The organism is Streptomyces sp. NPDC089915 (assembly GCF_040684675.1).
Classification (GTDB): Bacteria; Actinomycetota; Actinomycetes; order Streptomycetales; family Streptomycetaceae; genus Streptomyces.
In genome coordinates this window covers 13,753-25,843 of record NZ_JBFBGN010000033.1, presented here as the reverse complement: position 1 = coordinate 25,843, position 12,091 = coordinate 13,753, and the positions used below count along the sequence as shown (strand labels likewise).

At 73.9% G+C, this 12,091-nt stretch carries 10 protein-coding genes; 6 read left to right on the top strand and 4 right to left on the bottom strand.

From position 1 onward, the window contains the following. The first annotated feature begins 282 nt into the window (after window positions 1-282). Complete coding sequence (locus tag AB0O29_RS13335; protein WP_365150707.1) at window positions 283-870, top strand: LmbU family transcriptional regulator; 588 nt, start codon at window positions 283-285, stop codon at window positions 868-870. A 63-nt stretch (window positions 871-933) separates the two neighbouring features. On the opposite strand, the gene AB0O29_RS13330 is transcribed toward AB0O29_RS13335, so the two are convergent. Further along, the gene (locus tag AB0O29_RS13330) at window positions 934-1,638 is read right to left on the bottom strand and encodes an FMN-binding negative transcriptional regulator (RefSeq protein ID WP_365150704.1); all 705 of its coding nucleotides are present in this window, start codon (window positions 1,636-1,638) and stop codon (window positions 934-936) included. 170 nt (window positions 1,639-1,808) lie between these two features. Here AB0O29_RS13330 and AB0O29_RS13325 point away from each other — a divergent pair, with 170 nt between their 5' ends. After that, entirely contained in the window at window positions 1,809-3,155 is a 1,347-nt protein-coding gene (locus tag AB0O29_RS13325) for a SidA/IucD/PvdA family monooxygenase (RefSeq protein WP_365150701.1), read from the top strand. Between the two features lie 124 nt (window positions 3,156-3,279). Here AB0O29_RS13325 and AB0O29_RS13320 read toward each other — a convergent pair whose 3' ends face one another. Continuing rightward, entirely contained in the window at window positions 3,280-4,098 is an 819-nt protein-coding gene (locus AB0O29_RS13320) for an endonuclease/exonuclease/phosphatase family protein (protein WP_365150698.1), read from the bottom strand. Window positions 4,099-4,336: 238 nt separating this feature from the next. Between AB0O29_RS13320 and AB0O29_RS13315 the strand changes: the two genes are divergently transcribed. From AB0O29_RS13315 to AB0O29_RS13305, 3 genes are all read left to right on the top strand, one after another. Beyond that, window positions 4,337-6,232, top strand: a complete 1,896-nt coding sequence (locus AB0O29_RS13315) for a serine/threonine protein kinase (RefSeq protein WP_365150695.1) — start codon at window positions 4,337-4,339, stop codon at window positions 6,230-6,232. Between the two features lie 75 nt (window positions 6,233-6,307). Then, window positions 6,308-6,724, top strand: coding sequence for a tyrosinase family oxidase copper chaperone (locus AB0O29_RS13310; protein WP_365150692.1), 417 nt, complete (start codon window positions 6,308-6,310; stop codon window positions 6,722-6,724). Next, window positions 6,721-7,563 carry a tyrosinase family protein gene (locus AB0O29_RS13305; RefSeq protein WP_365150689.1) on the top strand — a complete coding sequence of 281 codons (843 nt, stop codon included), beginning with the start codon at window positions 6,721-6,723 and terminating at the stop codon, window positions 7,561-7,563. The genes AB0O29_RS13310 and AB0O29_RS13305 overlap by 4 nt, the downstream gene beginning before the upstream one ends. A gap of 61 nt (window positions 7,564-7,624) precedes the next feature. On the opposite strand, the gene AB0O29_RS13300 is transcribed toward AB0O29_RS13305, so the two are convergent. Together AB0O29_RS13300 and AB0O29_RS13295 are read right to left on the bottom strand one after the other, a co-directional pair. Next, window positions 7,625-8,533, bottom strand: a complete 909-nt coding sequence (locus tag AB0O29_RS13300) for an aminoglycoside phosphotransferase family protein (RefSeq protein WP_365150686.1) — start codon at window positions 8,531-8,533, stop codon at window positions 7,625-7,627. 148 nt (window positions 8,534-8,681) lie between these two features. Continuing rightward, window positions 8,682-10,946, bottom strand: a complete 2,265-nt coding sequence (locus AB0O29_RS13295) for an MMPL family transporter (protein WP_365150683.1) — start codon at window positions 10,944-10,946, stop codon at window positions 8,682-8,684. Window positions 10,947-11,324: 378 nt separating this feature from the next. Here AB0O29_RS13295 and AB0O29_RS13290 point away from each other — a divergent pair, with 378 nt between their 5' ends. Continuing rightward, window positions 11,325-12,089 (top strand): SDR family oxidoreductase, encoded by a 765-nt coding sequence (locus AB0O29_RS13290; protein ID WP_365150680.1) that lies wholly within the window; start codon window positions 11,325-11,327, stop codon window positions 12,087-12,089. Window positions 12,090-12,091 lie beyond the last annotated feature (2 nt).

Here is a 12,091-nt window from a genome sequence, read left to right as displayed (position 1 = left end):
GCAACGGGAGGCCGAATTGCACCCGGAACGGCGGAAGGGGCCGTCCCGTCGACGGGACAGCCCCTGCGCTTCTCGGCGCGCGGCCGTTCGAACGCTGCTCCGGCAACGCTCCAGCCCGCCCCGCAACAGTTCTCGCCGGTTGTGTACGCCCCTTCTCCTGGAGGCACGATGGCACGTCAGGACGGTCACACCGCGGCGTCGCAGGGCGGCCCGGCAGCCGGCCCCCCGGGGCCCCCGACGTGGCAGCCGCAGACCGCGGGGACCGGCCCGCGCAGGGGCCAGGTGCTGACGACCAAGGTGGGCCTGCAGATGCCGCCGCAGATGGCCTACGACGAGTGGGAGCGGGCCGGGCACCAGCTCGTCGGCGTCCTCGACTCGTCCTGCTGGTGGCTGGGCGACTGGCTCAAGTACGGCAAGGACCACTACACCGACCGGTACCAGCGCGGGATCCGCGCCGCCGGGCTCTCGTACCAGACCCTGCGCAACTACGCGTGGGTCTCCAGACGCTTCGACCTGGCCCGGCGCCGGTCCGCCCTGAGCTTCCAGCACCACGCCGAGCTGGCCTCCATGCCGACCGGGGAGCAGGAGGTCTGGCTGGACCGGGCCGAGCGGCGGCAGTGGACCACCAAGCAGCTGCGCGCCGCCCTGCGCGCCGCGCGCCAGGGCGGCGGGGAGCCGGCCCGCCCTCCGCTGGAGCCGAGCCGGCGCCTGGAGGTCCCGGGCAGCCGCGTGCAGCGCTGGCACAAGGCCGCCGAACAGGAGGGCGTCGACTTCGAGCAGTGGGTGATGACCACCCTGGACAGCGCGGCGGCGAACGCGCTGGAGGACCGCGGCGAGCGGGAGGAGCACAAGGAGGCCGTCAGCGCCTGAGGCCCCGGCGCGGGTGCCCGGCCCCGGCGCGGCCGGCGGCGGGCGGGCCGGGGCACGGGCGGGTCAGGGCAGCCGGCTCATCAGTCCGGCGGTCTCCCGCTTGTACGTGCACCCGCTCTGCCCGAACGACTCGCGCACCCGGTCGCGGACCTCCTCGGGCTGCTCCTGGCTGAGCTTGAACATGCCCTCGGCTCCGGTCACCGTGAACCGGAAGGCGCCCACGTCGGGGACGATCTTCCGGAAGTAGTCGAGCGACCCGGTCATGTCCCAGCCCTCGCCGAACGCCCCCTCGAAGGCGCGCACGGTGGACTGCACCACCTCCAGCGTCTCCTCGACGGACTCGATCTTCTCCACGATGCCGCGGACGTGCACCGAGGTGAAGTTCCAGGTCGGAGCGGCCGGGCTCTTCGCGTAGACGGTGGGCGACACGTAGGAGTGCGGGCCGGTGAAGGTCAGCAGCAGGAGGCCGCCCGTCTCCAGGGCGTCCCAGTGCGGGTTCGCCCGGTTCATGTGGCCGAGCAGCACGGTCCCCGGCAGCTCGCCGGCGGCTCCGCCGGAGCTCTCGCCGGAGCTCTCGGGATCGAGGATGACCGGGAGGTGCGTGGCGAACGGACCGTCCTCGGGGCTGCCGTTGGCCACCGCGAGCGCCATCGGATTACCGCGGATCAGGTCGATCATCCACGAACTGTCCGGTTCACGGTAAAAGCTGGGGACGAACACCGGGATTCCCCCTTTCGACAATTGGCTCCTGAAATCTGCGCCGACCATACCGGCGTCCCGGCGACAGGACAATGATTCCCGGTGCAGCAGCTCCCGATAAGTCTTCGCATGCTCTTCATGCAGTTTTCGAGTTGCCTCGGAGCACCCTCCGGGCAACACTTCTGAAAGGTCTCTCGGGCCACCGGCCGAGTTTTCCAGACGCAAGGGGGAGAAATCCTATGGGCATAACGGGCAGGCGCGACCAAGAGATCTACGACGTGGTCGGCATCGGGTTCGGCCCGTCGAACATGTCACTCGCGATCGCCTTGAAGGAGCATGGAGCGGGCGCTCCTCAGCACCCGGTCAAGTCCCATTTCTTCGAGCGGCAGCCCACGTTCGGCTGGCACCGGAACATGCTGCTCCCGTCGGCGACCATGCAGATCTCGTTCCTCAAGGACCTGGCGACCTTCAGGAACCCGATGTCCCGGTTCAGCTTCGTCTCGTACCTGCACGCCTCGAACCGGCTGGTGCAGTTCGTCAACAACCAGAGCTTCATCCCGACCCGGCAGGAATTCCACCAGTACCTGGAGTGGGCGGCCGCGGGCCTGAGCGACCAGGTCACCTACGGGGCCGAGGTCACCTCGATCCGCCCCGTCACCGGGCCCGGGGCCCGCACCCCCGACCTGCTGGAGGTGGAGGTCCGCTCCGGCGGCACCGTCAGCACGGTCACCGCCCGCAACGTGGTCGTCTCGACGGGGCTGGTGCCGCGCCTGCCGGAGGGCGTGAGCGCCGGCGAGCGGGTGTGGCACAGCTCGGAGTTCCTGAGCCGGTTCAACGCCCAGGACCCGCGCGACCTCAAGCGCGTGGTGGTGGTCGGCGCCGGGCAGAGCGCGGCCGAGGTCACCCGGTTCCTCTACGACTCGCTGCCGCACGCCGAGGTGTCCGCGGTCATCCCCTCGTACGGCTACTCCGTCGCCGACGACACCCCCTTCGCCAACCAGGTGTTCGACCCCGACACCGTCGACGAGTACTACTTCGGCACGCAGGGGGCGCGGGACGCGTTCTGGCGCTACCACCGCAACACCAACTACTCGGTGGTCGACGCCGACGTCATCCGCTCCCTGTACCAGCGCTCGTACGACGAGCAGGTGCGCGGGGTCCAGCGGCTGCACTTCCGCAACCTCACCCGGGTCGACGCGGTCGAGGGGTCCGCCGACGGGGCGCGGCTGGTCCTGCGCTCGCTGCTCGACGACAGCCGGGAGGAACTGGCCGTCGACGCGCTGGTGTTCGCCAGCGGCTACGACGGTCTGGACCCGGCCCGGCTGCTCGGCGAGGACTTCGACCGGCACTTCCAGCGCGACGCGGCGGGCCGCCACCGGGTGGAGCGCGACTACCGGCTCGTCGCCACCTCGGGGCTGAGCTGCGGGGTCTACCTCCAGGGCGGCACCGAGCACAGCCACGGCCTGACCTCGGCGCTGCTGTCGAACATCGCCATCCGCAGCGGTGAGATCGCCGACTCGATCGTGCTGCGGCGCACCGAGCGGGAGCTGGGCCGCCACGCGGAGGAGGCGTCCAGGGCCGCCTGATACGGCACGCCCCGGGGGCGGGTCCGGTACCGCGGCGGCGGTACCGGGCCCGCCCCCGGCCGTTGCGGGCCCGCCCCCGGCCGTTCCGGGGCGGTTCCCGGCCGTTCGGGGCGGTTCCCGTCGGTCAGGCCCTGCCGCCGACGGCGCGCAGCATGCGGTGGTCGGAGACGGCCGGGTCGAGCGGGAGGACCTCGGCCTCGCGCCAGGTGAGGTCGGGGAGGCCGAAGAACACGTAGTCGATCTTCTTCTCGTTGAAGGTGGGCGTGTTCGCGGGGTCGGCCTCGACGAAGCCGGCGTCGTAGAAGGGGGCCGTGGAGTCCGTGTGGGGCGAGTGGTTGAAGTCCCCGGCCAGCAGGACCGGGATCCCCTCGTCCCGCCAGGCCGCGGCCCGCTCGGCGAGCCGGCGCGCCTCCGGGGCGCCTCGGGTGCCGTCGTCCCAGTAGAGGTGCACGGAGCAGGACCAGCTGGTGAGGCCGTTCACCGCGGCCCGTACGCAGGGCACGCGGATCGGCTCGGACTCCCCGCCGACGGTCAGGTCCAGGTCGGCCGTGGCGTCGACCGTCCCCCGCACCAGGACGGCGTTCCCGTAGGGGTGGCCGCCGCAGACCTTCGGCAGGCCGGAGAGGGTGGGGCCGTAGTGCCCGTGGAAGCCCGACGGGGCCAGCCGGGCGAGGATCGCGTCGTACTGCGGCTCGCACACCTCCTGGAGGAAGAGCCGGTCGGCGTTCCAGCCGGAGGCCGACGCCTGGGCCACCACGCTGTCGAGGCGTTTGCCGTTGTCGTACGGGGCGGCGCCGCACATGTTGCCGCAGATGTTGTAGGTGACGACGCGCAGGGGCGGCGCCTCGGCGGCGTGGGCGGCCGGGGCGGACAGGGCCGGGGCGAACAGCGGCAGGAGGAGGAGGAGGGCGGCGCGGAGGGGGCGCGGAGGGCGACAGCGCATGGCGGGGCTCCCGGTCGGGCTGACGGCGGTCGGGCGGGACTGTCACCGGTCAGGTCCCCGGCACCGGCGCGCATACGCGCACCGGCCGGTGCGCGCCCCCGGCGCGGGGCCAACGGCCGTGCGCCGGGCGGGAGTAGACGGCGGAGCGCCAGGCGGAGTAGGCGGGGGAGCGCCTGTCGCCCCGGTGGGGGTGTCAGGTACTTTTCCGGGAACTGATCTCGATCCCATTGGGGCTGACGTGGTGGAGCTGGACGGGAGCGGGGCCGAGCCGCTGGAGGCGGACGACCCGCGCCGGATCGGGGCGATCGCGCTGGCCGGCCGGCTCGGGGCCGGGGGCATGGGCCGGGTGTTCCTGGGGGTCTCGGAGGGCCGGTACGTCGCGGTCAAGCAGCTGCTGGCCTCCGTGGTCGGCGAGGACGAGGACTTCGTACGGCGGTTCGGGCACGAACTGGACAACCTCGCCCGGCTGCCCGCCGAGGCTACCGCGCCGCTGCTCGCGAGCGACCGCACCGCGCGGCCCCCGTGGTTCGCCACCGCCTACATACCCGGGCTCACCCTCCGCGAGGCCGTGGAGGCGCACGGCGGGCCGCTGCCCGCGCCCTCGCTGTGGCGGCTGCTGCGGGAGGCGGCCGCGGGCCTGGCGCCGGTGCACGCCCTGGACATGGTGCACCGGGACCTGAAGCCGTCCAACGTCATGCTGACCCTGGACGGGCTCACCCTCATCGACTTCGGCGTCGCCCGGGCCGCCGAGCAGAGCCGGCTGACCCTCACCGGCATGGTCGTGGGCACGCCCGCGTACATGGCGCCCGAGCAGGCCTCCGGGGCGCGGGCCCTGAGCGGCGCCACCGACGTGTTCGCGCTGGGGTCCGTCCTCGCGTACGCGGCCTGCGGGCAGCCGCCGTTCGGCGACGAGTCCGGGCACGGGGTGCTGTACCGGATCGTGCACGAGGAGCCCGGCCTGGAGCCGCTGCGGGAGCTGGACGCGGAACTCGCCGAGCTGGTCGGGGCCTGCCTCGCCAAGGATCCCGCGGACCGGCCCGGCGCCGCCGAACTCCTCGAACGGGCCTCCCGGCACGTCCCGGACGAGGGCCCCCTGTGGCCGGAGGGCGTCACCGAGCGGCTGGCGGAGCGGGCCGCGTTCGCGGCGCGGGTGCAGGAGATCGACCTGCCGACCCTGCCGCTGGGCGGGAAGGACGGCGGGGAGGACGCCGGGGACGGTGCCGGGAAGGCCGACGGCCCGGCGGGCGCGGCGCCCGGGGACGCTCCCTCGCCGACGGGACCGGCCGAGCCGGCCGGGCGGGGCCGGCGCGCCCGGGTGCTGCTCGCCGTCCTCCCCGTGGTCGTGGTCGCGAGCGGTACGACGCTCGCCATCCAGAACCTGCCGTTCGGCTCCTCCCCGCAGACGAAGGCGGAGGCCGGGGCCACGCCCCGGGAGAGCGGACCCGCCCCGTCCGCGCCGCCCGGCGGCGCCTCGTCCCCGGCCCCGTCCCCGTCGGCCCCCTCGCCCTCCGCCTCCGCCCCCTCGGGCGCGCCGTCGCAGGCGGGCGCGCCCTCCCCCGGCGCCGGACAGGCCCCCGCCGGTACGGGGCAGGGCGCGGCGGGCGCCCCCCAGGGCGCCGGCGGCACCGGCACCGGTCCCGGGACGGGGACGGGACCCGGGACGGGCACCGGTCCGGCTCCCGGTACGGGCAACGGCGCGGGCAACTCCGCGGGCGGGTCGAACCCCTCGGGCGGCGGCGGGCCCGCGACGGCCGCCCCGCCGCCCCCGCCCGCGCCCGCCGGGGCCGGGCGCTACCGCAACGGGAACAACGGCGAGTGCGTCGTCCAGGTCTTCGGCTCCTCGGACTCCGGCGACTGCGGGAACGGCTCCGCGCGGTGGGCCGTGCGCTCCCGCCCGGACGGCAGCTTCAAACTGGTCAACGAGCAGAGCGGCCAGTGCCTGTACTCCAACGGCCCCAACCAGGCGGTGTTCGTGGGCGACTGCGCCCAGGACATCGGCCGGCTGTGGCGCGCGGGGGCGAACGGCAGCCTGCGCGACACCGCCGGGTACTGCCTCGACCTGGGCTTCGGCGGCGGCCTGGCGACCTCCGCCTGCGACGGCGACGCCTCGCAGCGCTGGACGCGCCAGGCCTGAGGAACGCCCCGCGAGAGAAGTGGATGCGCGGGGCACCGATCGGCCGTTCAGGCGTCTCTGATACCAATTCAAGCCATGAACATGATCACTCGACGGCAGGCGCTGGGGCTCAGCGCCGGTGCCGCCGCAGCCCTGGGACTGGCCGCCTGCTCGTCCAAGAAGGACCCCGCCGCCCCGGCGGCCGGCCCGTCCGGGAAGGCGGCGGCGTCGGGCGCGCCGATGTCCATACCGACCGGCACCATCGACGAGACGTTCGAGGGCCACCGCATCCAGATCACCGTGGGCCCCGGCGGCCACCACGGCATGCCGATGCCCGTCGTCAAGATCGACGGCAACGACCTGCACATCATGCCCAACGCCGACGGCACCTGGGTCACCGTCGTCAACCACTACCAGACCTTCCCGGACCCCATCTCGGCCGCCCGCGCCGCCGTCCGCGAGCTCCAGGGCGCCGACCTCGTCCCCTTCATCGCCAAGGAAGCCAAGCTGTGACCGTCCGCAAGAACCAGGCCACCCTCACCCCGGACGAGAAGCGGGCCTTCGTCAACGCGGTGCTCGAGCTGAAGCGGACGGGGGTCTACGACCGCTACGTCAACGCCCACAACTGGTACCTGCTGAACGACTCCGACTTCGGGGACCGGGTGGGCCACCGCTCCCCGTCCTTCCTGCCCTGGCACCGCCGGTTCCTGCTGGACTTCGAGGCGGCGCTCCAGCGGATCGACCGGAACGTCTCGCTCCCCTACTGGGACTGGACGCAGGACCGCACGGCCGACGCCTCCCTGTGGGCCTCGGACTTCATGGGCGGCACCCGCCGGGGGCGCGACGGCCAGGTGCTCGACGGCCCCTTCGGCGCGCAGAACGGCAAGTGGGTGCTGTCGGTGGGCGTGGACCGCCGCACCTACCTGCGGCGCGGCCTGGGCTCGGGGACCCCGCAGCTGCCGACGCGGGCGGACGTGGACTCCGTGATCGCCATACCGGTGTACGACACCGCCCCCTGGAACAGCGCCTCCGGCGGCTTCCGCAACGCCCTGGAGGGCTGGCGGGGCGTCAACCTGCACAACCGGGTGCACATGTGGGTCGGCGGCCAGATGACCTCCGCGGCCTCCCCCAACGACCCGGTGTTCTGGCTGCACCACGCCTTCATCGACAAGCTGTGGGCGGAGTGGCAGGCGAAGAACCCGAAGTCGGGCTACCTGCCCGCCGGCCGGACGCCGAACGTGGTCGACCTGCGGTCCGTGCTGAGCCCGTGGAACAACGTGACCCCGGCCGACATGCTCGACCACCACAGGTTCTACACGTTCGACACGGAGAAGGGCGCGCAGCGCTACTGAGGCGTGCGCGCGGGGCGGGCGCGCGGGGCTGGTGCGCGGGGCTGGTGCGCGCGGGGCCCGCTCAGCCGTCGCGGCGGTACTCGGCGAGGACCTCCGCCGTCGTGCGGTGCGCGACGGCGGCCAGGACGGGGTTGGTCTCCCGGTAGTAGTGCTCGGCGGTGAGGCCGAAGCACAGGGCCCAGCCCCGCCCGCGCGCCCAGGTGGCCTCGTCCGCCCCGGCCGCCTCGCGGAACGCGCCGCGGGTGCCCGCCGTCAGGAGGGTCCAGGCGGCCATCGTGTCGCAGGCGGGGTCACCGGCGCCCAGCCCGCCGAAGTCGATGACGGCCGCCAGCCGGCCGTCCCGGGCCAGCAGGTTGCCCGGAAGGAGGTCGCCGTGGAGCCAGACGGGGGCGCCCCGCCACTGCGGGAGGGCGAGGGTCTCCTCCCACAGGGCGGTCGCCGCGTCCGCGTCGTGCGTCCCGTCGGCGCCGAGGTCGCGGATCGCGGCACGGACGCCCTCGTCGCGGGTGGCGACCGGTCCGCCGCGGAAGGACGCCGGCGCGCCGGCGGCGTCGGCGCCCCGCAGGGCCGCCACGAAGCGGCCGAGCCGGACGGCGGTGTCGTGGAGGTCGGTGACGGGCCCGTCGAAGAGGTTCTCCCCCTCCAGCCAGCGGTACACCGACCACGGGTACGGGAAGCCCTCGCCGGCGGAGCCCCGGCCCAGCGGCTCCGGCACGGCCAGCGGCAGGTGCGGCGCGAGGCGCGGCAGCCAGCGGTGCTCCTTGGCCACGTCGGCGGCGGCGCCCTCGATCCGGGGCAGGCGCACCACCATGGCGTCGCCCAGCCGGTACATGGCGTTGTCCGTGCCGGCGGAGTCGACCCGGGTGACGGGCAGCCCCGCCCACCGGGGGAACCGGGCGCGGATCAGCGCGCCGACCAGGGCCTCGTCGGTGTCGGCCTCGTCGGCGTGCATCTTCGCACCGGCTGCCATGGGGCTCCTCGGGGTGGGGCGGGGGTACGGACGCCCGGGAGCCTAGGCGGCGGCGCAGGCCCGGGGCCAGGGCTTTTCACGCCGCGGCCCGTACGCCGGGGGTCGGATCCCCCGGTGTACGGGCGCGTGGGCGGTGCGGGTGCGCGGGTCAGGCGGAGTAGTCGTGCGCGGCCTCGCGCTCGCGGGCGGGCTGCGGGGCCGGGCCGCCCTGGGCGACGGGGACGGAGTGCGACCGGTTCAGCTTCTCGCCCTCGACGTCCATGTTCGGCAGCACCCGGTCGAGCCAGCGCGGCAGCCACCAGGCGGACTTGCCGAGGAGCGTGAACAGGGCCGGGACCAGGGCCATGCGGACCACGAAGGCGTCGAAGAGGACGGCGGTGGCGAGGCTGAAGCCGACCATCTTCACGAAGTCGTTCGTCTCCAGGATGAAGCCGGAGAAGACGCTGGTCATGATGATCGCGGCGGCGCTGACGACCCGTCCGCCGTAGCGGAACCCGGTGACGACGGCCTCGGTGGGCGGGGCGCCGTGGACGTACGCCTCGCGCATCCGGGTCACGAGGAAGACCTCGTAGTCCATCGCGAGGCCGAACACCACGCCGATCATGAAGATCGGGAGGGTGCTCATGACCGGGCCGGGCTGCTCGATGCCGAGGACGTCGGCGAGCCAGCCCCACTGGAAGACGGCCACGACCGCGCCGAGGGCGGCGGAGACCGACAGGAGGAAGCCGAGGGCCGCCTTGAGCGGGACGAGCAGCGAACGGAAGATCAGGACCAGGAGCAGGAAGGCGAGGCCGACGACCAGGCCCAGGTAGGGCAGCATCGCGTCGTCGAGGGTCCGGGAGAAGTCGATGAACAGGGCGGTCTGGCCGGTGACCAGGATCGTGGCCCCGGTGTCCGCCCCGATGGCGCCCGCCCTGGAGCGGATGGCGGCGACCAGTTCCTCGGTGCGGTGCTCGGTGGGACCGGAGGACGGGACGACACTCAGGACGGCGGTGTCCCCGGCGGCGTTCGGCGTCGCGGGGGTCACCGTGGCGACGCCCGGGACCTGTGCGAGCTCCTTGCCGACGGCGCCGGCCGCGGCGGCCGCGTCCTTGGCCTGGACGGTGACGGTCAGCGGGCCGTTGAAGCCGGGCCCGAAGGACTCGGACAGCATGTCGTAGGCCTTGCGCTGGGTGGTGTCCGGCGCCATGGTGCCCTCGCCCGGCAGGCCGAGCTGGAGGCTGGCGGCGGGCACGGCGAGGGCGCCGAGGCCGAGGACGCCGACGGCGAGGACCAGCAGGGGGCGGCGTACGACGAACCGCGCCCAGCGGGTGCCGAGGTTGGGCTTGGTGCGGGCCGCGAGCTTGTCGGCCCGGCGCTGGAGGCGCGGGGTGAGCGGCTTGCCGTAGATGACCTTGCGCTCCAGGCGGGGCATGACCTTGACGGGTACGAAGCCGAGGAGCGCGGGGACGAGGGTGACCGCGATGAGCACGGCGATCGCCACGGTGCCGGCGGCGGTGAGGCCCATCTTGGTGAGCATCGGGACGTTGACGACGGCGAGTCCGGCCAGGGCGATGATGACGGTGAGGCCGGCGAAGACCACGGCCGAGCCGGCGGTCCCGACGGCGCGGCCGGCGGCGTCGGCGCGGTCGCGGCCCTCGGACACCTCGGCGCGGTAGCGGGAGATGATGAAGAGGGCGTAGTCGATGCCGACCGCGAGGCCGATCATCATGGCCAGCGTGGCCGTGGTGGCGGACAGGCCGAGGGTGCTGCCGAGGGCGGTGACGGCGGCGCTGCCGACGGCGACGCCGATCACGGCGGTGAGCAGCGGCATGCCGGCGGCGACCAGGGAGCCGAAGGTGAGCAGCAGGACCACGGCGGAGACGAGGATGCCGATGCCCTCGGCACCGCCCATGGGCGCCTCGACCTTGACGGCGTCACCGCCGGCCTCGACGGTCAGGCCGTCGGCCCGGCCCTTCTCCAGTACGGCGTCGAGTCCGTCGTGCGCCGCGTCGGTCAGCTTGAGGGCGGACACCTTGTACCCGGCCACGGCGTAGGCCGTGGTGCCGTCCTTGCTGACGGTGCCGGTGGTGAAGGGGTCAGAGGCCGAGACCACGTCGGGGGCCTTGGCGAGGGCGGCGACGAGGCCCTCGACCTTGGCCTTCTGGGCCGGGTCGGAGAGCTTCTGTCCGGCCGGCGCCCGGACCACCACGCGGGCGGTGGCACCGTCCGCGCTCGCGGCCGGGAACTTCTCCTTGAGCACGTCGAAGGCCCGCTGGGATTCCGTGCCCGGCATGGAGAACGTGTCGGCGGGCGGGGGCGGGGCGGTGGAGGCCGCGAGACCGACGGCGACCAGGACGGCGAGCCACAGCAGGGTCACCAGACCCCGCCGCCGGAAGGCGAAGCGGCCCGTCTTGTAGAGGAAGGTGGCCATGGCGAAACAGACTCCCGTCGGGGTGCGGCGAGCAAGGAGAGCAAGCGGCGGAGAAAGGGGGCGGTCCCGTACGGCACCGGCCCGATCGATGGCACCACTATGGCACACGAGTGGCGCTATAGGGAGCCACGAGAGCACACTTCCTGATGTCACTCAGGCGCCCGGATGGCGCCAAAAACCCTCGAATCCGGGCAGATGTTTCCCGTGGTAGCCCCGAATAACCAGTTGATCAAGGTGACTCCACGCAGGCGCCACCGTGGCACCACCACGACTCCACCGGGAGCGGTGAGCGCACGGTGAGCGCGCGGTGAGCGGGCCGGGCGACCGTGGTTCACGTCGCCGGACCACGAGGGTCCGGCCCGGCACGAGGAGCAGGTCATGGGCACGCTGAACGGCAAGACGGCACTGGTGACGGGCGCCTCCCGGGGGATCGGCCGGGCGGTGGCGCTGCGGCTGGCGGCCGAGGGCGCCCTGGTGGCCGTCCACTACGGCGGCGGCGAGGAGGCGGCCCGGGAGACGGTGGCGCGGATCGAGGACGCGGGCGGCCTCGCCTTCGCGGTGCGGGCCCGGTTCGGCGAGGAGGGCGCGGTGGACGCCCTGTTCGAGGGGCTGACCGCCGGGCTGGGCGGGCGCGGGCTGGACGTCCTCGTCAACAACGCGGGCATCGGCTCGGGCAGTTCGATCGGCCAGGTCACGGAGGAGGAGTTCGCCCGGCTGCTGGCGGTCAACGTCACCGCCCCGTTCTTCGTGATCCAGCGCGCGCTGGCGCTGCTCAACGACGGCGGGCGGATCGTCAACATCGGCTCGACGGCCAGCCGCTTCGCGGTGACCAGCCAGATCGGCTACACCGTCACCAAGGCGGCCCTGGAGGCGATGGCCCCCTCACTGGCCAACGAGCTCGGGCGGCGCGGCATCACCGTGAACACGGTCGCGCCGGGCGCCGTCCGCACCGACATGACCGCCGGCTACACGGCCGTCCCGGAGGTGGTGGCCGCGCTGGAGGGGATCACCGCGCTCGGGCGGCTGGGCGAGCCGGAGGACGTCGCCGACGTGGTCGGCTTCCTGGCGGGGCCGCAGGGACGGTGGATGACCGGGCAGACCGTGGACGTCTCCGGGGGCACCTGGCTCGGCCCCCTGGGCTGATC

Coding starts and splice junctions, on each gene's coding strand:
- AB0O29_RS13330 (WP_365150704.1), bottom strand. CDS start 1,638: ATGGTCGGCGCAGATTTCAGGAGCCAATTGTCGAAAGGGGGAATCCCG.
- AB0O29_RS13325 (WP_365150701.1), top strand. CDS start 1,809: ATGGGCATAACGGGCAGGCGCGACCAAGAGATCTACGACGTGGTCGGC.
- AB0O29_RS13320 (WP_365150698.1), bottom strand. CDS start 4,098: ATGCGCTGTCGCCCTCCGCGCCCCCTCCGCGCCGCCCTCCTCCTCCTC.
- AB0O29_RS13310 (WP_365150692.1), top strand. CDS start 6,308: ATGAACATGATCACTCGACGGCAGGCGCTGGGGCTCAGCGCCGGTGCC.
- AB0O29_RS13300 (WP_365150686.1), bottom strand. CDS start 8,533: ATGGCAGCCGGTGCGAAGATGCACGCCGACGAGGCCGACACCGACGAG.
- AB0O29_RS13295 (WP_365150683.1), bottom strand. CDS start 10,946: ATGGCCACCTTCCTCTACAAGACGGGCCGCTTCGCCTTCCGGCGGCGG.
- AB0O29_RS13290 (WP_365150680.1), top strand. CDS start 11,325: ATGGGCACGCTGAACGGCAAGACGGCACTGGTGACGGGCGCCTCCCGG.